Genomic DNA, 1,014 nt, shown 5'->3' with positions numbered 1-1,014 from the left:
TATGACCTGAACAACCGCCTGGTGGAAGAGATCCGGCCCGGAGGTCAGAACCTTCGCTACGCCTATGATGCCGCAGGCGGCCTGATTGAGCGCATCGATCCCAAAAACCAGCGCACCCGCTATGAATATGACGATGCAGGGCGTTTGGAAAAAATCCACTACTTTGGAGAAAACGCAGGTCCCTCACCGCTAAAGACGGTCACGTTCTCCTATGACGGGGCAGGCCGCCTTGCTGGCTATGACGATGGCGAAAGCTTTGCCACCTACACCTATGATGCCGCAGGCAGAAAGCTTGAAGAAGTCTTAAGCCTTCCAGGGTTCACCGTGAGTCAGGCCTACACCTATTACAAAAACGGCCTCAAAAAATCCTACACCGGCCCGGACGGCGTGACGCAGGGCTATCTTTATGATGAAACCAATCAGCTTGCCGGTGTGGTGATCCCCGGAGCCGGGATGTTCACGGTAAATGAGTTCACCTGGAACCGGCCCTCAAAGGCAAGCGTTCCCGGTGGTACGGTAAAGACCCAGAGCTATGATCCCCTCATGCGCCTTGAAGCCATGGAGGTGAAGGACCCCGCTGGCAACACCCGCCTTGAAAGGAGCTACGGCTTTGACCGGGTGGGTAATGTGAAGGAAAAAAATACCGAGCACGGCGACTATGCCTACAGCTATGATGATCTTTATCGCCTCACCGAGGCCCTCAATCCAACGCCTGTCAAAGAAGAAGGTTTTGCCTACGACGCCGTGGGCAATCGCAAAAGCTCGAACATCACGGACGGCAAATGGCGCTATGACGCCAACAACGCCCTGACGGGCTTTGATGATGTGAGCTACGCGTACGATGCCAACGGCAACATGGTCAGAAAGTTTGCGGCAGGCCTTGTTACGAGCTATGTCTATAACCTCGAAGACCGCCTGAGCGAGGTCTGGGCTGGCGAGCCGGAAACGGGCAGGCTTATCGCTTCTTATGGCTATGATCCCTTTGGCCGCAGGCTCTGGAAGGAAGTGGACGGA

Annotated in this window: 1 protein-coding gene; it reads left to right on the top strand. The window is 55.4% G+C overall.

Annotation, left to right across the window (positions count from 1 at the left end; genetic code table 11):
• On the top strand, positions 1–1,014 hold a 1,014-nt coding region (locus tag OOT00_RS16005; RefSeq protein ID WP_265426424.1), incomplete at both ends, for a hypothetical protein.

Source organism: Desulfobotulus pelophilus, from assembly GCF_026155325.1.
Classification (GTDB): Bacteria; Desulfobacterota; Desulfobacteria; order Desulfobacterales; family ASO4-4; genus Desulfobotulus; species Desulfobotulus pelophilus.
This window is presented reverse-complemented; position numbering and strand designations above follow the sequence as displayed.